This window comes from Hydrogenophaga intermedia, assembly GCF_000723405.1.
GTDB classification, from domain to species: domain Bacteria; phylum Pseudomonadota; class Gammaproteobacteria; order Burkholderiales; family Burkholderiaceae_C; genus Hydrogenophaga; species Hydrogenophaga intermedia.
Window position 1 is genome coordinate 1 of record NZ_CCAE010000059.1, and the last position, 22,064, is coordinate 22,064.

19 protein-coding genes are annotated in these 22,064 nt (G+C 70.2%); all 19 read right to left on the bottom strand.

Features of this window, described 5'->3' with window-relative positions:
* Nucleotides 1-228: 228 nt before the first annotated feature.
* The 19 genes from BN948_RS21905 to wbaP are packed head-to-tail and all read right to left on the bottom strand — an operon-like array spanning nt 229 to nt 21,971.
* Nucleotides 229-1,026 carry a tyrosine-protein phosphatase gene (locus tag BN948_RS21905; protein ID WP_009516006.1) on the bottom strand — a complete coding sequence of 266 codons (798 nt, stop codon included), beginning with the start codon at nt 1,024-1,026 and terminating at the stop codon, nt 229-231.
* A complete protein-coding gene (locus BN948_RS21910) occupies nt 1,023-1,739 on the bottom strand; it encodes a J domain-containing protein (protein ID WP_009516005.1) in 717 nt (238 codons plus the stop codon). Before BN948_RS21910 ends, BN948_RS21905 begins: the two co-directional genes overlap by 4 nt.
* Before the next feature lie 14 nt (nt 1,740-1,753).
* Nucleotides 1,754-4,156 (bottom strand): GumC family protein, encoded by a 2,403-nt coding sequence (locus BN948_RS21915; protein ID WP_009516004.1) that lies wholly within the window; start codon nt 4,154-4,156, stop codon nt 1,754-1,756.
* Between the two features lie 15 nt (nt 4,157-4,171).
* Nucleotides 4,172-4,936: a polysaccharide biosynthesis/export family protein gene (locus tag BN948_RS21920; RefSeq protein WP_009516003.1), complete on the bottom strand. Its 765-nt coding sequence runs from the start codon at nt 4,934-4,936 to the stop codon at nt 4,172-4,174.
* Nucleotides 4,933-6,219 carry a glycosyltransferase WbuB gene (locus BN948_RS21925; RefSeq protein ID WP_009516002.1) on the bottom strand — a complete coding sequence of 429 codons (1,287 nt, stop codon included), beginning with the start codon at nt 6,217-6,219 and terminating at the stop codon, nt 4,933-4,935. The genes BN948_RS21920 and BN948_RS21925 overlap by 4 nt, the downstream gene beginning before the upstream one ends.
* Nucleotides 6,216-7,091: a LamG domain-containing protein gene (locus BN948_RS21930; RefSeq protein ID WP_009516001.1), complete on the bottom strand. Its 876-nt coding sequence runs from the start codon at nt 7,089-7,091 to the stop codon at nt 6,216-6,218. The genes BN948_RS21925 and BN948_RS21930 overlap by 4 nt, the downstream gene beginning before the upstream one ends.
* A gap of 23 nt (nt 7,092-7,114) precedes the next feature.
* Nucleotides 7,115-8,095 carry a glycosyltransferase family 2 protein gene (locus BN948_RS21935; protein ID WP_009515999.1) on the bottom strand — a complete coding sequence of 327 codons (981 nt, stop codon included), beginning with the start codon at nt 8,093-8,095 and terminating at the stop codon, nt 7,115-7,117.
* Between the two features lie 12 nt (nt 8,096-8,107).
* Nucleotides 8,108-9,064, bottom strand: coding sequence for a nitroreductase family protein (locus tag BN948_RS21940; protein ID WP_009515992.1), 957 nt, complete (start codon nt 9,062-9,064; stop codon nt 8,108-8,110).
* A complete protein-coding gene (locus BN948_RS21945; protein ID WP_009515991.1) occupies nt 9,057-9,641 on the bottom strand; it encodes an LbetaH domain-containing protein in 585 nt (194 codons plus the stop codon). Before BN948_RS21945 ends, BN948_RS21940 begins: the two co-directional genes overlap by 8 nt.
* Complete coding sequence (locus BN948_RS21950) at nt 9,638-10,786, bottom strand: polysaccharide pyruvyl transferase family protein (protein WP_009515988.1); 1,149 nt, start codon at nt 10,784-10,786, stop codon at nt 9,638-9,640. Before BN948_RS21950 ends, BN948_RS21945 begins: the two co-directional genes overlap by 4 nt.
* Nucleotides 10,783-11,898, bottom strand: a complete 1,116-nt coding sequence (locus BN948_RS21955; RefSeq protein WP_162182753.1) for an acyltransferase family protein — start codon at nt 11,896-11,898, stop codon at nt 10,783-10,785. Before BN948_RS21955 ends, BN948_RS21950 begins: the two co-directional genes overlap by 4 nt.
* A gap of 59 nt (nt 11,899-11,957) precedes the next feature.
* On the bottom strand, nt 11,958-13,097 hold the full coding sequence (locus tag BN948_RS25865; RefSeq protein ID WP_009515984.1) for a glycosyltransferase: 1,140 nt from the start codon (nt 13,095-13,097) through the stop codon (nt 11,958-11,960).
* Nucleotides 13,094-14,356, bottom strand: coding sequence for a hypothetical protein (locus BN948_RS21965; protein ID WP_009515982.1), 1,263 nt, complete (start codon nt 14,354-14,356; stop codon nt 13,094-13,096). The genes BN948_RS25865 and BN948_RS21965 overlap by 4 nt, the downstream gene beginning before the upstream one ends.
* A complete protein-coding gene (locus BN948_RS26790; RefSeq protein WP_009515981.1) occupies nt 14,353-15,288 on the bottom strand; it encodes an aldo/keto reductase in 936 nt (311 codons plus the stop codon). Before BN948_RS26790 ends, BN948_RS21965 begins: the two co-directional genes overlap by 4 nt.
* Complete coding sequence (locus tag BN948_RS21975) at nt 15,261-16,871, bottom strand: GMC oxidoreductase (protein WP_009515978.1); 1,611 nt, start codon at nt 16,869-16,871, stop codon at nt 15,261-15,263. Before BN948_RS21975 ends, BN948_RS26790 begins: the two co-directional genes overlap by 28 nt.
* A complete protein-coding gene (locus tag BN948_RS21980) occupies nt 16,868-18,199 on the bottom strand; it encodes a lipopolysaccharide biosynthesis protein (RefSeq protein ID WP_009515976.1) in 1,332 nt (443 codons plus the stop codon). Before BN948_RS21980 ends, BN948_RS21975 begins: the two co-directional genes overlap by 4 nt.
* An 18-nt stretch (nt 18,200-18,217) precedes the next feature.
* Nucleotides 18,218-19,366 (bottom strand): GDP-mannose 4,6-dehydratase, encoded by a 1,149-nt coding sequence (gmd, locus tag BN948_RS21985; RefSeq protein ID WP_009515975.1) that lies wholly within the window; start codon nt 19,364-19,366, stop codon nt 18,218-18,220.
* On the bottom strand, nt 19,363-20,364 hold the full coding sequence (fcl, locus tag BN948_RS21990) for a GDP-L-fucose synthase (protein WP_009515974.1): 1,002 nt from the start codon (nt 20,362-20,364) through the stop codon (nt 19,363-19,365). Before fcl ends, gmd begins: the two co-directional genes overlap by 4 nt.
* Complete coding sequence (wbaP, locus tag BN948_RS21995) at nt 20,364-21,971, bottom strand: undecaprenyl-phosphate galactose phosphotransferase WbaP (RefSeq protein ID WP_009515973.1); 1,608 nt, start codon at nt 21,969-21,971, stop codon at nt 20,364-20,366. Before wbaP ends, fcl begins: the two co-directional genes overlap by 1 nt.
* Nucleotides 21,972-22,064 lie beyond the last annotated feature (93 nt).

A 22,064-nucleotide genomic window follows, 5' to 3' on the forward strand; every position in this document is an offset into this window, starting at 1 on the left:
ACAGATGCCGCCAATCAGTTCACGAAGCGCGCTGCGCGCGCGGGCCACTCACCCTGCGCTCCTCGCCAGCGCACAGGCGCCCGCCGCACCGTACCCCGGGCCCTCGGCCAGCGGAGCTGGTTAGCACGCGAGAAGGGAAGTCCGTTTTTTTGCTGGCGCTCCGTGGTGCCCGCCCCTGACACCGCCAACCACAGTGGCAAGCAGGGCACAAGACGTCATGCAACACCGTCAGCGCGACGACGCCACCCGCCCAGACCACCACCGACCAATCAAAGAAGGACGTGCTGCCACTTCGCGCCGTTCGACGTCCCGCGGCAGCAGGTTGTTCAGCACCGCGTTCGGCCGCTCGTTCACCAAACGGCTGGCCTCGCGCTCGCCCACCAGGCGCCGCGCCACCTCCAGCCCTTCCGTCAGCCGCGGCAGGCGCCGCCCCGTCGTGTGCGCGTCGGTGGCCAGCAGGTGCGTGTGGCCTTCGCCGATGAAGCGCTCGCCCCAGTAGCGGGCGCGCCGGCCGAAGACGCCCGTCAGCGCCCCCGCCGTCACCTGCATCCATGCGCCCTGCGCGATCAGGCGCTTGAACACCGGGTAGTGGCTTTCCACCCAGGCCAGCCGCTCGGGGTGCGTGACGATGGGCGTGTAGCCCGCCACGATCAGCTCGAACACCTGCTCCTCCAGCCGCGGCGGCGGCGTGGTGTGCGACGGCTCCAGCAGGAAATAGCGCGAGCCGTTCAACGTCGGCACCCGCCCGCTGCGGATGCCCTCGATCAGGCCCGGCACCAGGTGCACGTCCGCCCCCACCACCAGCTTCAGCGGTATGCCCTGGCGGTCGAGTTCGGCCTGCAGGCGATCGCGTGCATGGGCGATACCCGGGCCGTCGTTCATGTACATGCCCGGGTAGATGTGCGGCGTGCAGGCCAGGGTGTGGATGCCGTCGGCCACCGCGATGCGTGCCATCGCCAGCGAATCGTCCAGCGTCTTCGCCCCGTCGTCGATGCCCGGCAGGATGTGGCAGTGCAGGTCGATCATGGCGGTCGCGCCTCCCGCTCGGCGCTGTTGTCCGGTGCCGACGCCTCGGGCTGCGCCGTGCGCGCGCCGTCGTCGTCCCTGGCGCCCATGAGCAGGTACGCGCCCGCCAACACCGCCGCGCCCATGCCCAGCAGCACCAGCCGCGCACCGGCGGGCCACCCGCCCCTGGGCGGTGGCTCATGCGGCAGCGACGGCCGGGGGACCAGTGGTGCGGCCAGCAAAGGCCGCGGGCGTGCGCCGGGCCGTTGGGCCCAGCGCAGGTGAGCCGGCGTCCGCAGCGCGGCGGCCCATTCGGCCCGCTTCTCGGGCGTGGCCAGCAGGTCCTTGGCCAGGTTGACCCGCATGGCCGCGTCGGCGGGCCAGCTTTCACCGGCGGCGGCGAAGTCCGGGTGCGTCAGGCGGATCATCAGCCGGTAGTGCTCGCGCAGTTGCGCCGCTTCGAAATCCGGCTGCAGACCCAGCAGCGTGAAGGGGTCGGCGCCCGGGCGCAGCATCACCGTGCGCACGAAGAAGCGTGCCGCGCGGCGCAGGCCGGGCGCATGCGCGGCGGCGGCGGGCAGGTCCTGCACCGGGCGGTCGCTGGCCAGCAGCATCACGCGGTGAATGTGCTCGAACAGCGGGCGCGGCTCGCGCAGCGCCACGGGGTAGCGCCCGGGGGCTCGCTCGAACTCCAGCAGTGTCAGCAGCAGGCGTCTCCATTCGGGCGGGCTCATGTCGCTTGCCGCGTTCACGTCGCGGAGTAGGGGTCCAGCGTGGGCTCGACGCGGGTGCCGGCCGGTAGTGGCACGGCGCCTTGCGGCGGTTCGGGCCGGGCGGGCGGTGGCGCGGGCCGCTCGCCGTGCGAGTAGCCGTGGCCGTAGTAGGCCGCGTAGGCGTAGTCGCTGGTGTGCTCGTTGCGCGCGTGCGTGAACACCACGCCCATCGGCGAGAGGCCGGCGTTGCGCAGGCGGCGCAGGGCGTCCTTGATGCTCTCCTTGCGCGTGCCGCCGGCCTTGATGGCCAGCACGATGTTCTGGATCTGGTTGCCCAGCACGATCGCGTCGGCGATGCCCAGCAGGGGCGGGCCGTCGATCACGATCTGCTCGTAGCCCAGGGCCTGCGCCTTCTCCAGCAACTGGCCCAGGCGCGGGCCCGCCAGCAGCTCCACCGGGTTGGGCGGCACCGGGCCGGCGGTGATCAGGGCCAGCTTGTCGACCGTGGTGTGGCGCACCGAGGCGTCGAGGTCGCGGTCGCCGCTCAACAGGTTGGACAGGCCGCGGTCGTTGACCACGCCAAGCATCTTGTGCAGGCCGCCCTTGCGCATGTCGGCGTCGATCAGCAGCACCTGCTGGCCCAGTTGCGCGAAGTTGATCGCCAGCGCCAGCGCCGTGGTGCTCTTGCCTTCGCTCTTGCCGCAGCTCGTCACCATGAAGCGCTGAGGCGCGCCGTCGGCCGTGCTGAACTGCAGCGCCGTGCGCATGGAGCGGTAGGACTCGGCGAATGTGCTGCGCGGCTCGTGGTGGGCCAGCAGCGCCACGGCGTCCTTGCGGCCGCGCTCGGGCCGGGTGAAGGGAATCAGGCCCAGCAGGGGCAACTGGTACCGGGCCTCGATGTCGTTGGCGTTCTTCAACGAATCGTCCATCTGCTCGCGCAGCAAGGCGGCCAGCATGCCCAGGAACAGGCCCAGCACCACCCCCAGGCCGAGGTTGAGCTTGATGTTGGGGTTGGCCGGGAACAGCGGCGGTGACGCCTCGTCGACGATGCTCACGTTGTTGGCGGTGATGCCCGCCATCACGTTCACTTCCTTCAGGCGCTGCAGCAGGCTGTCGTACACCTGCCGGTTGGTGTCGAGCTCGCGGCTCAGCAGGTTCATGTCCACGCTGCGGTCCTGCACGCTGAGCACCTCGCTGCGGCTGCCGGCCACCTTGCTGCGCAACTGGTCTTCGGTGCGCTTGGCGGCCACGTACTGGCCTTCGATGCTGGCCAGGATGTTGTTCACCTCGGTCTTGATGCGCGCGTCCAGCTCGGCGATCTGCGCGCGCGCCGCCACCATCGCGGGGTACTCCGGCTTGAAGGTGGAGCGGTTCTTCGCGTACTCGGCTTCCAGCCGGGCGCGCTGCTCCTTGTAGGCGCGGATGGCCTCGTTGGTCACGGCCTGGGGCGCGCTTTCGGGGTTGAGCTTCACCTGGTTGTAGAGCGTCTCCGCGCGGATGCGGTCCTGCTCGGCCTTGGCCAGCGCGGTGGAGAAGTCCACGAAGGTCTGGATCGCCGCGCTGCCCTTGTCGCCCAGGTTCAGGATCTCGTTGTCCTTGGCGTAGGCGTTGATGACCCGCTCGCTCTCTTCCAGCTTGGCCTTGGTCTGGCGGATCTGCTCCTCCAGGTACTGGCGCGCGTAGATGGAGGAGTGCAGCTTGCGCTCGATGTTGGTGGCGATGAAGGCCTGGGACATCGCGTTGGCGATGGTGGCGGCCAGTTGCGGGTCGGGGTTGAGCACCTGGATCTGCACCAGGCGCGAGTTGCGGATGGGCTCCACGCTGAGCGACTGCTGGAAGCGCGCCACCGTGGCCGCGCGGCTGAGCGTGCCTTCGTCGCCGGGCGCCGGGGAGGCCACCAGCGCGCGCAGCCGCAACCACGCGTTGCCGAGGAAGGCCAGCGCCTGGTCGGTCGGCCCGTCGCCGCTGGCCTTTACCTGCGCGGGCGGCGCGGCGGGCGTGGCCGGCGCATCGGGCTTGTACAGGCCCAGCTCGTCGATCACCCGCTCGGCCAGGCTGCGGCTCTTCATCAGCTCGATCTGCGTGCGCAACTGCAACTGGTCAGCCAGCGGCCCTTCGTCCACCTCGACCTCGGCATTGAAGCCCACCACCTTCTGCGCCGCGCGGTCGATCTGCAGCAGCGCCGAGCTCTTGTACTGCGGCGTCATCTGCAGCGTGTACACGCCGGCCGCCAGGGTGCACAGCGCGGTGACGCCCAGGATGGTCCGCTTGCGGCGCGCCAGGGCGCGCCAGATCGTCTTGAGGTCGATGCGGTCGTCGGTCCGCGCCCCGGCCTCGACCTGGGTCGCCATCAGCTCGGACAGCGCGGCCTCGCGGCGCAGGGCCAGCGCGCTGGGCCCGGGGCCTGCGGGCAGTGGGTGTTGGTCATGGGAAGCCATGGCGGTGCCCTTCCATCAGTTGAACGGGTTCAGCGTGCTCAGGATGTCGCTGAAGAGTGAATCCCGCAGCGCCGTGCGGCGGGCATTGCGCTGGACCACGATGACGTCGTCGGCGCGGATGTCGGGGTCCTTCTGCTGGCCGGCGCGCACCTGATCGAGGTCGTAGGTGAACTGTTCGCGCGCGCCGTTGGCGCCGTGGCGGTAGACCACGATCTGCTTGACGTCGGCGTAGGGCGCGAAGCCGCCGGACAGGGCCAGGGCGCGCAGGAGGGTGAGCTGCCCCGTCACCGGGTAGATGCCTGGCCGCGTCACCGCGCCCTCGATGGCGATGCGCTGCGTGGTGAACTCCTTGATGAACAGCGAGACCTGCGGGTCCATCAGGTACTTCTCCTCGTAGCGGGCGGCGATCAGGTCTTCCGCGGCCTGCGCCGTGAGCCCCGCCACCTGCACGGCGCCAATGAGCGGCAGCGAAAGCTGCCCCGAGGCGTCCACGCGCACGTCGCGCTTCATGTCCGGCACGCCGAACACGTCGAAGCTCAGCAGGTCGTTGGGCGACAGGCGATAGTCCGCGTTCGCCGCGGGCGGCGCGCCGGGCACCACGACGGCGCCCTCGGTGCCCGGCGCGGCACCGATCGGGGCCGTGGCGCTGGGCGCGGCGGCGGTGGGTGTGGCCACGGCATTCGCCGGGGCGGTGGTCTGGGCGCGCAGTGGCAGCGCCGCGACCAGGACCAGCAGGCCCAGGGCGCAAGGCAGGGCCTTCAGGATGGGTGTCGTGTTCATGAGGCTTCTCCTTTCTGACCCGTGGACGGGTCAAAACCAGCGTTCATCGATCGCGTCTGTGCCAGTGCCAGCAACTGCGCTTCGAACCGGTGCAGCACCGCGTCCCGGCTCAGCTCGGCCTCGGCGTAGCGGCGGCCGTTCGCGCCCAGTTCGGCGCGACGGGTGGGGTCGGCCGCCAGCGCGCGCAGCGCCTCGGCCAGGGCGGCAGGGTTTTCCGGTGGCACCACCAGGCCGCAGGCGGCGTCCTGTTCCACCACCCGGCACAGCTCGGTGCCGGGCAGGGCGGTGGCCAGCACGGCGCGACCGCTGGCCAGCATGCCGGTGAGCTTGGAAGGCATCACCAGGTCCGCCGCGTCGGCCCGCTGCGGCAGCAGGTGCACGTCGGCCAGGCCCAGCCAGTGGTTGAGGCGCTCCAACGGCTGCAGGTCCAGGAAGCGCACGTTGTCCAGGCCCGCGCAGCGCGCCTGCAGATCGGCCCGGCCCGAGCCCTTGCCGCCGAACACCAGCTGGATGCGTGGCTCGTCGCGCAGCAGCCGCGCCGCATCGGCGAGCACCTCCAGCCCCTGCTTGTTGCCCATGTTGCCGGAGTACAGGGCCACCACGGCGTCGGGCGCCAGGCCCAGCTCGGCCCGGTAGTCGCTGGGCGCGTCCAGCGGCGTGATGCCGCCGATGTCCACCCAGTTGGGAAAGTGCAGCACCCGCCCGGGCGCCACGCCTTTGTCGAGGGCGCGGTCCACCATGCGGCCGGAGATGGTGGACACGCGGTCGAAGCGGCGCATCAGCCAGCCCTCGGCCCGCTGCACCCAGCGGCGCAGCGTGCGGCCCTTGATCAGGCCCAGGTCGAAGGCCGCGTCCACCTCGTAGTCCTGGATGTGCAGCCAACTCCCCGCGCCCCGCAGGGCGGCGAAGGCGGCGGCGGCGGGGGCGCACATCAGGGGCGGCTCCACCACCCACACCACGTCGGGCTTCCAGCGCCACTGCGCGGCCAGCGCCGGCAGGCTGGCGAGCGCGAAGCTGGCCAGGTGCAGCAGGCGCTTGGCGCCGCCCGGCTGGTGCGGCACCCACAGCGGCGTGCGGATCACCTGCACGCCGTGCCACTGCTCGCGGCGGTAGCGCCGCGCGCTGTACCCCTCGCCCACGGTCCAGTCCGGGTAGTAGGGCGGCGCGGTGATCACGCGCACCTCGTGTCCGGCCTCGGCCAGCCAGCGCGCCATCTCGCCCGTGTACTTGCCGATGCCGGTCAGCTCGGGCGCGAAGTTGATGCCGTAGATGAGCAGCTTCATCGCGTGCCCCCCCCTGCCCTGGCCTCGCCCACGAAGGCGCGCACGCCCATCAGCTTCATCTGGTAGTGGCTGAGGTTCTTGTGGCTTTGCGCCGAGACGATCAGGTAGAAGTTCTGCCGCCGCGCGATCTCGGGCACATAGGGGTGCGACGCTTCCAGCACCTGCTGGCCGTTCAGCCACCAGCGCACGGTCAGGTCGTCGGGCGAGTACGACACGCCGAACACGTTCGGCTGTGTGCGGTCCAGCGGCACCTTCGAGGTCGGGTTGGGGTTCTGGATCTTCTGGTAGTTGGGGTGGATGCCGGTCCAGGAGATGGCGGTGTGGTGCCCGCCGGGCCCGAAGCCGCCTTCGTCGATGTCAAGCTCGAACCAGCGCTCGAAGCTTTTCGGGTCGCCTTCGTAGACGTCTTCCATGCGCAGGTTGTGCTCGATCGGCAGCAGCCAGACCGCGGGGAAGTTGTCGCGGTGGTTGGACGAGATCGCCACCTGGGCCTCGACGTAGAACGGCCGGTTGCCGCTTAACAGCGGGAATCGCCCGGGGTAGGAATTCATCTTCGCGGTGGCGAGCACGCCGCCGCGCTGCATGACGACGCCGTCCTCGACCTGCTCGTAGAGGCTGCGGTCCTTCACCTTGGTGAAGTAGAGCCCGGCGTAGTACTTGCGCCCGTCGGCCCGGCCCGTGGTGAAGTCCACGTCGTCGAGCCGGGGGCAGTCGCGGAACAGCGCTTGCGTGGCGCCCACCTGCGCGGCGCCTTCGGGTGTCGAGGGGTCCTGGCAGATCAGGCCGTCGTTGGCGCGCGCCAGGCTTGCCGCGGTGAGGCAGGTGGCCGCCAGCAGCCACGAAGTCCATCGGAAGGCGGTGTCGGTGCGCATGCGGGATCCTTTCTTCTTGCGTGTCAGAGGCGGTGGACCAACTGGCCCGCGTTCACGTCCGAGGCCGTGTGGGCGTCGCTGGCCTCGCTCTGCGCCACCAGCTTGTGCCCGGTCAGGCGGCTCAGCTCGGCGCAGATGGCCGCCTTGTCGCGCAGGTGCGCCACGGCCTGCTCCAGCTCCATCACCTGCGCGCCCACCAGGAAGCGGTACCAGTAGCCCTGCAGGAAGTGGTAGACGAGGCCGCTGCGGCCGTCCAGGAAACCGAGCTGGAAGACGTAGCGCCACACGAAGTACAAGGCGGCGCTGACGGTGAAGGGGATGCGGTTGTAGACGCGCTCCTTCAGCCAGCGTTTGGACGAGGCCTGGAACGAGGCGCTGTGCGCGTTGAGCGCCTCGTCGCGCGCGAACAGGCCCAGGCGCTGGTTGAGCACCTCGATGGCCTCGCGCGTGGCGTACTTGTTGTGCTTGTCGATGAAGTAGGCCAGGTCGTTGAGGTTGTGGTCGGCGAAGCCGCCGTCGAAGGTGACGGTGCGGCCGCCCCACACCACCATGTGCTCGTCCATCCAGCGGTTCTCCATGCGGCCGTGCCCGTGGCGCCACAGGCGCAGCATCACCAGCGGGTAGCGCCCGCCGTGGCGTACCCAGCGGTCCATGAAGATGTGCTTGCGCTTGAGGTTCACGCCCACCACGTCGGCCGGCAGCGCGGGCAGCTTCTCGGCGATCTCCTGCGCGAGGTCGGGCTCGATGATTTCGTCGGCGTCCAGGCGCAGCACCCACTCGCCGCGGATGTCGAGCGTGTCCAGGGCCCACTGGAACTGCCGGGCCTGGTTCACGAAGGCGTGTGTGCAGACCTCGGCCCCCAGCCGTTGCGCGATGTCGGTGGTGCCGTCCGTGGAGCCGGAATCCACCACGCAGATCTGGTCCACGAACGGCTGAATGGAGCGGATGGCGCGCGCGATGTGGAGGGCTTCGTTGTAGGTCAGGATGATGGCGGTGATGCTCATGGGGAATCCTCCTCAGGCGTGAAGGGTGGCGATCTCGGCCGGTGGGCGCCGGGGCGAGAAGGCCACCCTGGTGTCCGGCGCGCTGGGCTCGCCGAAGGCGATCATCAGAATCAGCCGCTCGCCGTCAGGGATGCCGCCCGCGCGGCGGATGGCCGATTCGGTCCTGTGGTCGATGGCGAGGTTCAGCGGGCAGGCGCCCCAGCCCATCGACCGGCAGGCCAGCAGCAGGCACATGGCAAACAGCGCGCCATCCACGTAGGCCTGGTTGCGCTGGCCGGGGCCGCCCCAGGCGCAGATGTCGGAACTCACCACGAACAGGTTGCCCACGCTCTCGGCGAAGCCGCGCGATCCGCCCTGCAACGCGAGCAGTTCGCGAATGCGCGCCGGGTCCTGGTAGGTGTGCACCCGCGTGGCCTGGCGGTTGCACTGGGAGGGCGCCTGCTGCGCGAGCGAGATTGCTTCGACGATGCGATCGGGGTCGATCGGCGCGTTGCGCAAGGTGCGCACGCTCGAGCGGCTGGCGATCAGGTGCTGCAGGTCGCCGGCGGCCTGACCGTTGAAGGAGTACTCGCGCGTGCCGCCCTTCCACGGCTTGGGCAGGCGCGCTTCCCATTGCTTCAGGTAGGCCCTGATCTCGTCGAGCAGCGGGTCGCTCGCGCCCGCCTGGGCGTGATAGTTCAGGTAGGCCTCCAGCGCACCCAGCGACATGTGGGCGGGCACCGGCGAGTACCCGATGTCGTAGCGCGAGAGCGCGGCCATCACGAAGCGGACCTTGTCCTTGCCGAACAGCAGCCGCGGCTGCTGCAGGGACAGGCCCTTCTCGATGGTGTGGGCCTCGATGATGATTTTGTAGAACGCGCGCTTGGACCTGTCCACGAAGGGCGAGTACGAGTTGAAGCGCAGGAACAGCACCGCGTCGCGCAGGGCCTCGCTGAAGATGCCCGCCACCTTGGCGATCCGGCTAAGCATCGGGGCCCCCTCGGCGTTCGGTCAGCACGCGGTGCCTGATCTTTCGGCACGGATGCCCGACGCAGACCGACCAGGCCGGCATGTCCTGCGTCACCACCGAGCGCGCGCCGATGACGGCGCCTTCGCCGATGACCACGTTGGGGTGCACGAAGCTCTCGGCCGCCACCCAGGCGTGGTCCCCGATCACGATGGGCCCGGTGGTCAGTGGCCGCGACAGGGAGCGGATGTCGTGCGAGCCGGCGCACAGAAAGCTGCGCTGGCTGACGGCGACCTTGGAGCCGATGGTGATGCGGCCCATGCTGTAGCAGTCCACGCCATCGCCCAGCGCAGACAACTCGCCCATGACGAGGTTCCACGGCGCCCACACGCGGCACGAGGGCGCGATGCGGCAGCCCGCGCCGATACGCGCCCCAAAGGCGCGCAGCAGGAAGCGCCGCCAGCCGTGCAGTGCCCAGCGCGGCGTGGGCCGGAACGCCAGCAGCCAGACCACTTCCCACACCAGGCGGCGCAGTTTGTCGGCGGCGCTGAAGTCGTTGCGGTAGCGCAGGGCGCCGAAATCACTCAGGGAATCGCTCATGGGGTTACGGCCCTCAGTTGCGCGCTCAGAAAGTCGCTGCCCGCCTGGCGCAGGTCGCCCAGCCGCGGGTCCACGTTGGCCCAGTCGATCGGGCTGTTCATCAGCGCCTGGGTGTTGTGTTCCGAGAAGCTGGGCGCGAAGCGGTTCTCCAGGCGCACGGCGCGCAGCAGATTGATGGCGCGGGCGTTGGCGGCGGCCTTGTCGCCCGTGAGCCCCGCGACGATGAAGGGTTTGCGGAACAGCAACGCGAACACGGTGCCGTGAAAGGAGTTGGTCACCACGAAGCGCGCGTTCTTGACCAGGCCGACCCACTCGCCGGGGTCGGGGTACACGGTGTTGCCGATCTCCGCCCAGCGCCGGTGCGGGTTGTGCGGCGACAGGATGCGGCAGTTCAATTGCCGCGACACCAGCTCGGCGGTCTGGCGGATGTTGTCGGGCGAGCGCAGCCCGTAGCAGAAGACGTAGGGCTCGTCTGGCGCGATGGGTGCGCGATCGGTGAGTTCGGTGTAGTTGTCGTGCAGCAAGGTAGGGTCGGGTACGTTGGCCGGTCGTTGCCCGGTGGCTTGCTCCACCAGCGTGACGCCGGAGGCCTCGCGCACCGAGATGGCGTCGAAGTGGTGCAGCAGGCGGGGCAGTTGCTCGGCCTCGGACGAGGACACGCGGTCCCGGCCGAAGCTGGCGGCGTAGGAGATCTTTCGGGCGCGAAAGGCGTCGGCGAAGGCCAGGAAGTAGTTCGGGTCGAAACCGAAGTGCTGCGACGGGCTCCAGATCTGGTCGCTGCCCGCCACGATCAGGTCGAAGGCCTGCGCGGCGGCGAGGGACGCGCCGTTGTCCGTGGGCGCGGCGTCGCTGGCGACGTCGAGGAAGCGCTCGCGGAAGTGCGCGAACTTGTCGCGTTGGTCGCGGTTGCCGAAGTGCTGGTGGAGGAACGACGACAGCGCGAGGTAGACCACCTTCAGGTTGGCCTTGAGCTTCTCGGGCGAGGTCGGCAGGCTGAGCCGGCCGCCGTGCTCGATGTGCGCGGGTCGGTAGTCGATGAAGTGCGCGCGGTGGCCGTGCTCGGTCAACCAGCGGCGCAGGGCGTAGGCCTGCAGCGCGGCGCCGTAGTTGTCGCTGAAGTGGAAGGTGAGGATGCCGACGTTCATGGGATCAAGCCTTGGGTGCGCGCCAACGGCGCGGGTGCCAGGGGGCGGGTCATGCGGGCCATCTGCTGCCGGTTCGGGGCGCGCCCGCCCATGAGGACCGACAGCACCCTGGGCGCCAGCCGGCGAAGCGCCCAGACCGCAGGGACGCACACCAGCAGCGCCAGCAGGGGCGAAAGGGCGAAGTGGGCGAGAAAGACCGGCGGGGTGTCGGCGTGGCCCGTGCGCTCGATGGCCATCCACCACAGGCCGGTGGCCATGCCGTGGGTGCAGAAAATGAAGAACGCGATGGGCTCGAACCTCAGCAGGACATCGCCAGCGCGGGTGTCCAACAGCCTCGACGCGGCCGCCCAGAAGACCACACAGCCCGCCGCACGAAGCGCGATGTCCAGCATGGCGTAGGTCACGCTGCGCGGATCGGACGCACCCCAGGCCGGTGGCAGAAAGAAGGGCGCGGCCGCCAGCAGGACCATGGCCAACCCCGCGGCCAGCACGGGTTCGCGCGGCATGGCCTGCGCCGGGATCGGTGCCTGATGCACCCACCAGAGGCAGCCCACGAAGTAGAAAAGGGGAATGGCCCCGTTGAGGAACAGCACGCCGTCCAGGCCCAGCAGGGCGTTCAGCAAGAGCGCGGCCGTTGCCGTGCGCGGCAGCCGACGCGCCAGGAAGATGAGGGCGGGCGAGATCAGGGCGCAGACGAAGGCGTCGCGCAGGAAATAGAGCGGTGCCATGGCCGGCTGGGCGGTGAGGGCCAGCACCGCGTTCGGCCATTCCTGAACAGCGGGCACGGCCGTGAAGCCCGACTCCAGGGTTTCCTTGGCGAGGTAGATCAGGTTCCACAGCACCAGGGGCACGATGAGGGAGAAGAACCGGTGGCTGAGCGCTTGCGCGTAGGGGCGCTGGCTCAGCGCGCGTGCCAGCAGGTAGCCCGATAGCAGGCTCAGCAGGGGCACGCTGGTGTGGCCCAGCAGCTGCCGCAGGTAGTGGATCAGGCCCATGGGCGACAGCAGGGACTCGGGCACGCCGGGCTGGTACGGCTGGGCGTGCGCGTACACCAGCAGCAGGATGCAGAGAATGCGCGCCAGGCGCATGGTGTCCGAGACCCTGGGATTCACTGGGGTACCTTCGCCCGCGCGGGCTGGGGTGCGAGCCTCTTCGTGCGGCCGGGCGAGGCTCATGGCTGCTGTTCCCCTTGGTGCATCGCACGCTCCAGTGGCGCGGTGGGCCGCCGCGCCGCCGGCCGGGCCAGCAGGCGCAGGGCGTGGTGCTGGAAGCGCGCGGCCGCCACGGGCCCGCCCAGTCGGATGGACTCGGTGCTCGCCAGGGCCGCGCGGTCTCCTTGGAAGTCCCGGCAGACGCGGCGCAGGCTCGCCAGCAGGGCACTTGCGCTGCCGGCCTCGAACACGAAGCCGTTGCGCCCGGGGTCGATCACGTCGCTGGCCCCGCAGCGGTTGCTGCAGACCACCGGTGTGCCCACCATCAGGGCCTCGTTGACTACCGCGCCCCAGCCATCGAAACGGCTGGGCAGCACCAGCGCGTCGGCGGCGGCCATGGCCCCGGCGATGCCGGCGTTCGGCAGGCCCGGCACGAACGTCACGCGATCGGCGATGCCGAGTTGGCGCGCGAGCGCCTGCAGGTTCTGTTCTTCCGGGCCCTTGCCGATGAGGCGCAGGCGTGCCGAGGGCTCGTCGAGTTGGCTGAAGGCCTGCAGCAGCAGATCGACCCGCTTGCGTGGGATCAGCTGGCCCACGTACAGGATCTCCTTGTGCCCGTCGCGTGACGGCGGCGCTGGCGGCAAGGGCGCGCCATCCACCACGTGCAGGAAGGGCACGATGCGGTCCCGGGGGTAGCCGCAGGCCGAGAAGAAGCGCGTGCCGCCGTAGCGGCCCGAGTGGCCGATGCAGAACAGGCCGCGCAGGTGGCGCCTGTAGCGCAGCGCGTCCCAGGTGTAGAGCAGCCAGCGCGGCAACAGGCGCGCGCCGGGCTCGTAGCGGTTCTCCGTCATCAGGAAGCGGTGCACCGGCGCGCGCAGGCTGGCCTTGAAAGCGGCCAGCGGCAGCGCGAAGCCACGCAGGCCGAAGAACACCTGCACCGAGCCGGGCAGCCGCGCCAGTTCGGCGATCTGTTCGGGCGTGGGCGCGATGTGCGCGCGCACCTGGCCGGTGTCGGGCAGCGGGTAGCCGCGCCCGCGGTAGTAGGCGGGCACGTCCTCCGTCACGCACCAGTGCACGGTGTTGCCGGGCAGCTCCGCCAGCGCCCGGATGTACGGGGCCTGGTGGAACATCAGGTAGGAGTGCCAGAAGACGTAGGTCATGCTTGCGGGGCCGCGTGGTGGCCCACGGCGGCGCTGGTCAGGGGGAAGTGGGCCGACCGGGGTCGGGGCGGGCTCAGGTTCAGGCGCAGCAGCAGCAACAGCACCAGCAGCGAGAAGGGGTTGCCGACCGCGACCAGGTAGCGGTTGAAGACCGACTGGAACAGCACGAACACCAGCATCAGGCCGCTGAGGAAAAGGACGGGGTCCATCACCCCGGTGGCGAAGCTGCGGGCCAGCGCGCGCCAGGCGGTGACGACGAAGCACAGCGCGATCAGCAGACCGAACACCACGCCGTGCTCGAGCGCGAGGTTGATGTAGGAGCTCTCCACCGGGAAACCGATCACCTCGGGCCCGGCGGCGCGCACGCCCCGGCCGGTGAAGAACAGCAGGGGGTCGGAGAACACCAGCAGGACGCCCTCGCGCCAGATGACTTCGCGGCCCGTGGCGCCCGACTCCGTGCCGCGGGTGGGCGAGTCCAGGTCCAGGATGACGGTGAGGTAGTCGGCGATGGCGCCCGCCTTGACCGCGGCGACGACCAGCAGCGCAATGGCCCCCAGCACCAGGGCCATGCGGGCCCGGCGGGAGCCGCGCCAGGCGATGAGGACCACGGCGATGGCACCGGTCAGCCCCAGGGCGAGCAGGCTGGCCCGCGCGGACGCGGCGAGCACGATGCTCAGGCACAGCCCCGACATCAGCAGCGCGAACAGCTTGTGGTGCAGGCGCGGCGTGGCCAGGCAGTGCTGGAAGAACAGCAGTGCGCCGCCGCCGTACACCAGCCCGCTGAGGTTGGGGTGCATGCCCAGCGGCGCGAAGCGCACCAGACCGACGCTGTACTCGACGGTGCCCGCCACCGACGCCAGGTACTCGGCGGGCTGTGTCGCGAGCACGGAGGCGATGAGCGCGATGTAGGCGCGGCGGAACACGGCGTCGATGCTGGCCGCTGCGTCTTGCCGCGCCAGCACGGCGGCGGACGCCAGCACCACCAGGAACATGGCGCCGTACGCGGTGGACATGGGGTTGCCGCGGATGAAGGCCACCAGCATGGCGAACAGGAACGCGGCGCCCACGATGGCCTCCGCGGCGCTCAGTTCGAGGCGGCGCGTGCCGCCGGCCATCAAGGCCAGGCCTGCGGCGCCGAGGAACAGCGCGACCGCCCCCATCTGCACGGCCTGGAACGCGGGCCCTTCGATGTACCAGCCGCCCACGTAGACGGCCAGGCCGAGCAGCCACAGCGAGACGAAGCGCAGCAAGGCGTTCATGAAGCGGGTGCCCGCTTGAAGGCGGCGTGAAGACTGGACATGGCGGCGGGCCACCCGGCCGACGCTGTGATGCAGCGCAGTTGTTCGACGGTGCTGACCAGGCGTTGCGGCTGGTGGGTGGAGATGAGCAGGCGGCTGTCGAAGCGGGCCAGGGCGTAGGCCAGGGCCAGCGCGCCGGTGGCGTCGGCCGGGTCGGTGCCGGCGGGCAGCAGGCTGGCCAGTTGGTCCCGCAGCTGGCCGTCGCGCGCCATCGCCGGTCCGATGGCGGGCGCCACGAAGCGCAAGGCACCGTGCAGCACGTCGGCGGGATTCACCGTCGTCCAGTCGGCGCCCGGCGCGGGGCATCGGTACTGCCGCACGGAGCCGAAGCGCACGAGCTGGTTCGCCGGCTCGCCGGTGGAGCTGCCGTAGGCGCCCAGTTGGCCCGTGGCCATGTAGCGCTCCAGCAGCGACTGCAAGGGGCCGAGCGGGTCGTGCGGCTGGGCTTCGTGCATCAGCAGGAAATCCACCCGGCCGCGTTGCAGTTGCCGCAGGCTGCTCTCGAACGAGCGGGCGATGAAATCGAAATCGAAGTTGGCGGGCGCCGCGCGCCGCGCCATGCCCTTGAGCACCGCCTGGCGCAGGCCGGGAATCCAGCGGGCGATGGGCTTGACCACCGCGCGGGCCTTCTGCTTCAAGCCCGGCGAGGCCGGTCGGGCCAGCCCGGCCTTGGTGGCCACAGTCACCACTTCCTGCCGGCCCTTGAGCGCTTCGCCCAGCACGGATTCGGACGCGCCCAGGCCGTAGGGGGGCGCTGTGTCGAAGTAGCGGATGCCCAGGTCCAGCGCGGTGTGGACGAGGCGCACGGACGTGGCCTTGTCGCCGCCTCCGTTGAGGCGACCACAGCCGAAGCCCAGCCGGTGGGTCAGCAGATCGGTTCCGTTGGTGTCCATGAGGGGGTCGATGTGCGCAGGCGCTCGGCCAGGCGGGCCGTGAGCGCCAGCGCGGTGAAGGTGGGGTTGGCGTAACTGGAGGTGCGGAACACGGCGGCACCGGCGACGTACAGGTTGCTCGTGCCGAACACGCGCAGCTCGCTGTCGACCACGCCGTCGCGCGGGTGGTGGCCCATGCGCGCGCCGCCGCACTGGTGGTAGGTGTCGGTGGCCTGGTCCAGCGCGCGCGGGTCTTCGCCATCGAGCAGCGGGTCGATCTCCACGCGGGCCAGGCCGGCGGCTTGCAGGCCGTCGCTCGCCCGGCGCACGAAGGCGGCCATGGCGCGCACCTCGGCCTGGCCGCCGATGCGCCAGTCCAGCGCGGCCAGCGGCATGCCGAAGCGGTCCCGGCGCTGGGGGTCGAGCGTGATGCGGCTGTCGTCGCGCGGCACCTGCTCGGCGTGCATCACGAGCCAGACGCCTCGGTCGGCCGGGTTGTGAATGCGGTGGTGCCGCAGGTACTGCACGACCATCGGCACCCAGGCGCTGCCCATGCCACGCACGTGGCGCAGCACGTCGCCCAGGCCCTGGCGCGGCACGGCGCCGCGCATCAGCGAGCGGGCCATCACCTTCAGGTGCTGCAGGTGCTCGGCGACGCTGGACTCGAAGGCGAAATAGCCCGTGACGTTGAGCGAAGGGTCCGGGCTCGTGGCACCGGTGTTCAACCGCAGCTTGGGCTGGTACTTGTGGCCGCCCAGCACGATGTTCTGGAACGTGCGCAGGAAGCGGGGCTTGTCCAGCGGGTGCACGCGGCCGCCGCGCAACTCCAGGTGGTCCTGGAAGCCGGCACCGACCCAGGGGTTGCCCGCCCAGGGCGCCTGGGGCTGTTGCGCCGCGCAGGCCAGCAGCAGGCGGGCGATCTCGATGGTGCCGTTGGCCAGCACGATCCGGTCGCCGTGGACGGTGGTGGCGCTGCCGTCGGGCCGCGCCACGCGCACCGCGGCGATGCGCTCGCCGTCGGCTGCCAGGTCCAGGCCGGTGGCGTGGGCGTGCAGCAGCACGGTGAGCCGGGGCGATTGGCGCAGGCGTTCTCCGAAGAAGCGGGCCAGCGCAGGCTCCTTGAGCCAGCGCGTGAGGAACAGCGTGAAGCCGGGGATGTCGGGGAAGCCGTCGCCGAACAGCTTCTTCGCTTGAGGGGTGTGCTCGTCGAGCGCGTCGGCCAGGCGCAACTCCCTGGCCACGGCCTCGTACCAGGGCAGCAACTCGTCGTAGGTGATGGGCCAGGGCGCGTCGGACACACCCGCGCGGGCCTCGAAGTCGGACGGCACGAAGCCGGTGAGTTGCCCGCCCCAGAGGTTGGATGTGCCACCCAGGGCGCGCCCGCGGGCCACGGCGATGCCGTTGTGGGCGCGGCCAATGACGGTGGCGTCGTTGAGCGCCTGCGAGGGCGTTTCGAAACCGCCGCCGCCCGACTCGAGCACCAGCACGCGCTGGCCCTGGCGCTCCAGCAGCACCGCCAGCAGCAGCGCCACGGTGCCGCCACCGACGATCACCACCTCGTGCGCGGTGTCCGGCGGCGGGGCGTGGTTCAGGTCGACGATCATGCGGCGACCCCCGTGGGTTGCGGGTGGTGCGTGCGCAGTCGGTGCACGGCGCGCGTGGCGGTGAGCCAGACCAGTGCCTCGCCCAGCACCATGGCACCCACCACGCCCGTCATGCCCGCGCGGGGCCACACCAGCCAGGCCACCACCAGCGCGACCGCGGCGGCCAGCAGGCTCTGCGCGGCCAGGCCGGCGTGGCGGTTGATGGACATGAGCACCACGCGCGGCACCTGCGTGGCCGAGCACGTGGCCGCGTAGAGCAGGAACAGCGCCATGGTGGTGGCGGTGAAGGGAATCTGGCCGTGCGTCCACACCTCCAGCAGCCAGGGCGCGGCCAGGAACACCAGCAGCGCGCCCGCGGTGGCGATGAGCAGGCCCAGGCGCTTGGCGCGGCGGTAGAGCTGCCAGAACGGGCCGTCGCCCTGCTGGCCCTTGAGCGCGGTGAGTTCCGGCCAGAGCGGGTTGCTCAGCGCGTTGGTGACCTGTACCACCACCCGCGCGATGGTGCGGTAGGTGTTGAACACGGCGGTGGCGGCCGGGCCCAATGTGGCCGCCACCAGCAGGGTGAAGCCTTGCAGGCTCAGCGCATTGGTGAGCGAGAGCGAGAAGAACAGCGCGCCCGGCTTGGCCGTGTCACGGATGTCGCGCCATCGGGCTTGCCGCACGCCCCAGCGAAGGAAATCGGTGCGGTGCTGGCTCAGCCACAGGCTCAGCAGCGTGTAGCCCACGCGGGCCAGCAGCATCGACGCGGCCACGCCGATGAAGCTTTGCGTGAGCGCCAGGCCGATCAGGCCGCCCGTCCAGTCGCACAGCCGGCCGGTGGTGACGAGGTAGGTGCCCGCCGCGTAGCCGCCGGTGGCCTTGTAGACCACCTCGGCCAGGCTGCAGAAGAGCGCCAGCACCACGCTGACGGACAGCAGCATGAGCACCGCCTTCCACTGCGGCGCGGCCAGCGTGGCGGACGGCAGCAGCCACAGCGTGCCGCCCACGACAAGCAGCGCCAGCAACGACACCGCCAGCAGGAAGGCCAGTGCGCTCTGGAACACCTCGGCGGCGCGCGCCTTCTGGCCCTGCGTGATGAGGCCGATCATGCGGTTGCACGCTGCGTGGGAGATGCCCGCGTCGGCCATCGACAGGTAGAAGGGCAGCGCGGTCAGCGCCAGCCAGTAGCCGTAGGTGGCCATGTCCCAGTAGTGCAGGAACAGCGGCAATGACACCAGCTGCGTGCCGATGCTGACCGCCTGCGCATAGCCGTAGGCGCCCGCGCCCGAGGCCATGCGGCGGGCGAGTGGCGAATGGCGCAAGGCGGCGGCGCGCAGGGTGATCGACATGGCGTGGGCCTCTGGTGCTCAGTGCTCGCTGGACACGGCAACCGCGTAGCCGTGGTTCTTGAGCAGGGCGTGGCGCCGGGCCTCTTCCAGGTCGGCGACCACCATCTCCGTCACCATTTCCTGCAGGGCGATCTGCGGCACCCAGCCCAGTGCGGCCTTGGCCTTGGCGGGGTCGCCGAGCAGGGTTTCCACCTCGGTGGGGCGGAAGTAACGGGGGTCCACCTTCACGACCACCTGGCCGGGTTTGAGCGCCGGCGCGTGCTCGCCCTCGACGGACTGCACGACGGCCCGCTCGTCCACGCCCTTGCCCTCGAAGCGCAGGGTGATGCCCAGTTCGCGCGCGCTCATGTCGATGAACTGGCGCACGCTGTACTGCACGCCCGTGGCGATGACGAAGTCCTCGGGCTGCTCCTGCTGCAGCATCATCCACTGCATGCGCACGTAGTCCTTGGCGTGGCCCCAGTCGCGCAGCGAGTCGAGGTTGCCCATGTAGAGGCAGTCCTCCAGGCCCTGGGCGATGTTGGCCAGGCCGCGCGTGATCTTGCGGGTGACGAAGGTCTCGCCGCGGCGCGGGCTCTCGTGGTTGAAGAGGATGCCGTTGCAGGCGTACATGCCGTAGGCCTCGCGGTAGTTCACGACGATCCAGTACGCGTAGAGCTTGGCCACCGCGTAGGGGCTGCGCGGGTAGAAGGGCGTGCTCTCCTTTTGCGGGATCTCCTGCACCAGGCCATACAGCTCGGAGGTGCTGGCCTGGTAGAAGCGCGTCTTCTTCTCCAGGCCCAGGATGCGGATGGCCTCGAGCAGGCGCAGCGTGCCCATGCCGTCCACGTCGGCGGTGTACTCGGGGCTGTCGAAGCTCACCGCCACGTGGCTCTGCGCGCCCAGGTTGTAGATCTCGTCGGGCTGGGTTTCCTGCACGATGCGGATCAGGTTGCTGGTGTCGCTCAGGTCGCCGTAGTGCAGCTTGAAGCGCGCGTTCTCGATGTGCGGGTCCTGGTAGATGTGGTCCACGCGCTGGGTGTTGAACTGGCTGCTGCGGCGCTTGATGCCGTGCACGACATAGCCCTTGTCGAGCAGCAGTTCGGCGAGGTAGGAGCCGTCCTGCCCGGTGACACCGGTGATGAGGGCGACCTTGGGGCGGGCGTTGGGGGTGGGATTGGTGGTCATAGCGCGGCGACGGGTGAAGGACGTTGGGCGGTGTGCTTGAGGAAGTCCTGGTAGGTCAGGGCCAGTCCGCGGGGCAGATCGACCTTGGCCTGCCAGCCCAGGCTGCGCAGGCGGCTGCTGTCCATCAACTTGCGGGGCGCGCCGTCGGGCTTGCTGGCGTCGAAGCCGATGCGGCCGCTGTAGCCGGTGACGCGCGCGATGCTGTGCGCGAGCTCGGCGATGGTCATGTCCGAACCCGAGCCCACGTTGATGTGGCTGAGCATCGGCTGCGTGTGCTGCTCGTAGTGCGCCTTGGGCAGGTTCATCACGTGCACGCAAGCGGCGGCCATGTCGTCCACGTACAGGAACTCGCGCAGCGGCTTGCCGCTGCCCCAGATGGCGACCTCGGGCGCGTCGTTCTCCTTCGCCTCGTGGAAGCGGCGGATCAGCGCGGGGATGACGTGGCTGTTCTCGGGGTGGTAGTTGTCGCCCGGGCCATAGAGGTTGGTGGGCATCACGCTGCGGTAGTCCACGCCGTGGCTGGCACCGAACTGGCGGTTGTAGCTCTCGCACAGCTTGATGCCGGCGATCTTGGCCACCGCGTAGGGCTCGTTGGTGGCCTCCAGCGGGCCGGTGAGCAGGGCCTGTTCGCTCATGGGCTGCTCGGCAAGCCGCGGGTAGATGCAGCTGGAGCCGAGGAACAGCAGCTTCTGCACGCCGTTGCAGAAGGCCGCCTCGATCACGTTGGCCGCGATCATGAGGTTGTGATAGATGAAGTCGGCGGGGAAGACGTTGTTGGCGTGGATGCCGCCGACCTTGGCCGCCGCGAGGTACACCTGCTGCGGCTTGTGCCGCGCGAAGAAGGCGCGAACGGCGGCCTGGTCCACCAGGTTGAGTTCGGCGTGCGTGCGCGTGAGGATGCGGCTGGCGGGGTGCCCGGCCGCGAGCAGTTGGCGCTCGATGGCCGAGCCGACCATGCCCTTGTGGCCGGCGACGTAGATGGTGTCGGGTGTGTTCATCAGCAGGCTCCCTCCTGTTTGAGGACCACCCGCACGGTGCGAAGCATGATCACCAGGTCGTACCAGAGTGACCAGTTGCGCACGTACCAGAGGTCCATGTTGATGCGGTGTTGAAAAGTGCTGGCGCTGCGGCCGCTGATCTGCCACAGGCCGGTGATGCCGGGGCGGGCCTTGCCGTAGGCGGCGATGCTCTTGCCGTAGTCGTCCAGCTCGCGCGGCAGCAACGGGCGCGGGCCGACCAGGCTCATGTCGCCGCGCAGGACGTTGATGAGCTGGGGCAGCTCGTCGATGCTGGTGCGGCGGATGAGGCGGCCGATGGGCGTGATGCGCGGGTCGTTGGCGAGCTTGAAGTTGCTGGCCAGGTACTGCACGTAGAGCTTCTCGTTCTCGGTCTTCCAGCGCTCCAGCGCGGCGTCGGCGTCCATCACCATGCTGCGGAACTTGATGAAGTCGAACAGTTGGCCGTCCACGCCCACGCGCTTCTGCACGAAGAAGACGGGGCCCGCGTCGTCGCGCTTGATGCGCCACGCGACCCAGGCCAGCAGCGGCGACAGCAGCACCAACAGCGCGGCAGAGCCCACCACGTCGAGCGCGCGCTTGAGCAATTGCGGGCCGCGACGGTTGAGGTTGTTGCGGGTGCGCAGCAGCAGCACGTCGTGGCTGAAGAAGTGCGAGACCTCCATGCCGTAGATGGGCAGACCGCCGAGCGCGGGCACCATGACGAGGTCGTCGCGCGTGAGCATGAGTTCCTCGGCGAGTTCGCGCAGCCAGTTGTTGTCGCGGATGCCGAGCACGCCCACCAGCTGGTGCGGGCCGGGCCGCGCGAGGAATTCGCGCACGCCGGGCGTGAGTGCCGTGGGCGCGACCATGTGCCCGCCACCGAGCTGGACCAGTCGCGCGCCGGGATCGGGGCAGACCACGGCCACGGGCTTGTAGCCCAGCAAGGGGTCGCTGGCCAGCGCGGCGGCGGCCTTCTCCACGTCGTCGGGGTGGCCGATGAGCACGTAGGGCTGGGTGAGCAGGCCCGCGCGCAGCAGCACCGTGCGCACGGCCAGGCGGGCCAGCGGCAGGCACACGAGCACGAGGGCCCAGGTGGCGCCCGTCCACAGGCGAGAGAGCGGCCACTTGGCGAGGTAGATCACCATGGCGTCGAGCAAGGCCGCGAGCGCGATGACCTGGATCAACTGGCGGGTTTCGTCCCACCAGGGCTTGCGGCGGTGGGTGCTGTAGTGGCTCTGCACGGCCCACATCCAGGTGACCATGGCGATGGCGATGCCGGCGAACAGCGTGAGGCGCAGGTGGCCGTTGGCGGCCCACCAGACGTTCATGGCCTGCGAGAAGCTCACCTCGTCGCGCAGCCACGCGGGCAGGCGCCCGGCGACGAAGCAGACGGCGAGTACGCACAGGTCGGTGAGCACCAGCCAGGCCTTGGCCTGTTGCTCGCGCTGGGCGAGGTTGGCCCAGGGGGCCAGGCTGTGGGCGAGGTCGTGCTCGTTGTAGAGAGGGACGACGGTGCCGGCATGGTCTTCGGCGTGCGAGGGTGAAGGCGAGGGCCGTTCGACCCTGGCCTTGATCCTCTCGAGCGTGTGGGCGCTGGCGCGGGCCATGTCACGGCCCCCCGCGGATGGTGATGTTCGATGGACGGGCCCCATGCAAGTGCGCGAAGTGCACCGGCATGGCGCGCAAGGACGTGTAGCGGC

Excerpts from the sequence above, each read along its gene's own strand:
- BN948_RS21975 (WP_009515978.1), bottom strand. The coding sequence starts at position 16,871 with ATGATCGTCGACCTGAACCACGCCCCGCCGCCGGACACCGCGCACGAG.
- BN948_RS21910 (WP_009516005.1), bottom strand. The coding sequence starts at position 1,739 with ATGAGCCCGCCCGAATGGAGACGCCTGCTGCTGACACTGCTGGAGTTC.
- BN948_RS21905 (WP_009516006.1), bottom strand. The coding sequence starts at position 1,026 with ATGATCGACCTGCACTGCCACATCCTGCCGGGCATCGACGACGGGGCG.
- BN948_RS21925 (WP_009516002.1), bottom strand. The coding sequence starts at position 6,219 with ATGAAGCTGCTCATCTACGGCATCAACTTCGCGCCCGAGCTGACCGGC.
- BN948_RS26790 (WP_009515981.1), bottom strand. The coding sequence starts at position 15,288 with ATGGACACCAACGGAACCGATCTGCTGACCCACCGGCTGGGCTTCGGC.
- BN948_RS21950 (WP_009515988.1), bottom strand. The coding sequence starts at position 10,786 with ATGAACGTCGGCATCCTCACCTTCCACTTCAGCGACAACTACGGCGCC.
- gmd (WP_009515975.1), bottom strand. The coding sequence starts at position 19,366 with ATGACCACCAATCCCACCCCCAACGCCCGCCCCAAGGTCGCCCTCATC.
- fcl (WP_009515974.1), bottom strand. The coding sequence starts at position 20,364 with ATGAACACACCCGACACCATCTACGTCGCCGGCCACAAGGGCATGGTC.
- BN948_RS21980 (WP_009515976.1), bottom strand. The coding sequence starts at position 18,199 with ATGTCGATCACCCTGCGCGCCGCCGCCTTGCGCCATTCGCCACTCGCC.
- BN948_RS21965 (WP_009515982.1), bottom strand. The coding sequence starts at position 14,356 with ATGAACGCCTTGCTGCGCTTCGTCTCGCTGTGGCTGCTCGGCCTGGCC.
- BN948_RS21935 (WP_009515999.1), bottom strand. The coding sequence starts at position 8,095 with ATGAGCATCACCGCCATCATCCTGACCTACAACGAAGCCCTCCACATC.
- BN948_RS21915 (WP_009516004.1), bottom strand. The coding sequence starts at position 4,156 with ATGGCTTCCCATGACCAACACCCACTGCCCGCAGGCCCCGGGCCCAGC.
- BN948_RS21940 (WP_009515992.1), bottom strand. The coding sequence starts at position 9,064 with ATGCTTAGCCGGATCGCCAAGGTGGCGGGCATCTTCAGCGAGGCCCTG.
- BN948_RS21945 (WP_009515991.1), bottom strand. The coding sequence starts at position 9,641 with ATGAGCGATTCCCTGAGTGATTTCGGCGCCCTGCGCTACCGCAACGAC.
- wbaP (WP_009515973.1), bottom strand. The coding sequence starts at position 21,971 with ATGGCCCGCGCCAGCGCCCACACGCTCGAGAGGATCAAGGCCAGGGTC.
- BN948_RS21930 (WP_009516001.1), bottom strand. The coding sequence starts at position 7,091 with ATGCGCACCGACACCGCCTTCCGATGGACTTCGTGGCTGCTGGCGGCC.
- BN948_RS21920 (WP_009516003.1), bottom strand. The coding sequence starts at position 4,936 with ATGAACACGACACCCATCCTGAAGGCCCTGCCTTGCGCCCTGGGCCTG.
- BN948_RS25865 (WP_009515984.1), bottom strand. The coding sequence starts at position 13,097 with ATGACCTACGTCTTCTGGCACTCCTACCTGATGTTCCACCAGGCCCCG.